Annotated in this window: 1 pseudogene; it reads left to right on the top strand. The window is 54.5% G+C overall.

The annotated features are described in order from the left end of the window. A pseudogene (locus BHE89_RS19870) lies at positions 1-486 on the top strand (TraK domain-containing protein); the annotation flags it as partial. Between the last annotated feature and the right edge of the window lie 77 nt (positions 487-563).

The raw sequence follows: 563 nt of genomic DNA, 5'->3' as shown, positions 1-563 counted from the left end.
CCCCGTCGTATTCCGCCCAGAGAAGTCTTTCTCAAGCTCGATGGTGGTGTAGGTATCACTGGTGCTTTTGCCAATACCAAGGCTGAGACCTGGGAACAGAGCCAGCCTTATGTCGAAACCATCCGGTCAGTATTCCGAAAGATTGCTCTTGGTGAAGTCCCTCAAGGTTACACGTTGAACCGCATCCCTGCTGGTGCTGCGGTGCCGAGCTGCGCTCATCCTGGGGTAAAGGTGGATTTCAGCAAGGGGCAATACATGATGGGCCACCACCTTAACGTGTTCATCGGTGTCGCCCTGAACGTCTCTGATCAGCCTATTGAGTTCAAAGAGGCGTTGTGTGGGAGCTGGGATGTGGCTGCGGTGACTACGTGGCCGCTTAACGTGCTTGAGCCCGGCCAGAAGACGGAGATCTATGTGGCGAAGAAGCAGAAGCGTGGTCTCGCACCAACGTCTAAGCGTCCATCGCTGCTGGGAGGTGCCCAATGATTAAGCGATTTTGGACACAGTTAGACCCCAACAAGAAGCGTTGGGTGTCTATCGCTGGCGGCGTCTTCGTTCTTTTT

The sequence above is a fragment of the Shigella sp. FC1967 genome (genome assembly GCF_001743005.1).
GTDB lineage: Bacteria > Pseudomonadota > Gammaproteobacteria > Enterobacterales > Enterobacteriaceae > Proteus.
The sequence above is the reverse complement of the archived record's forward strand: the minus strand, read 5'-3'. Positions and strand labels throughout refer to the sequence as shown.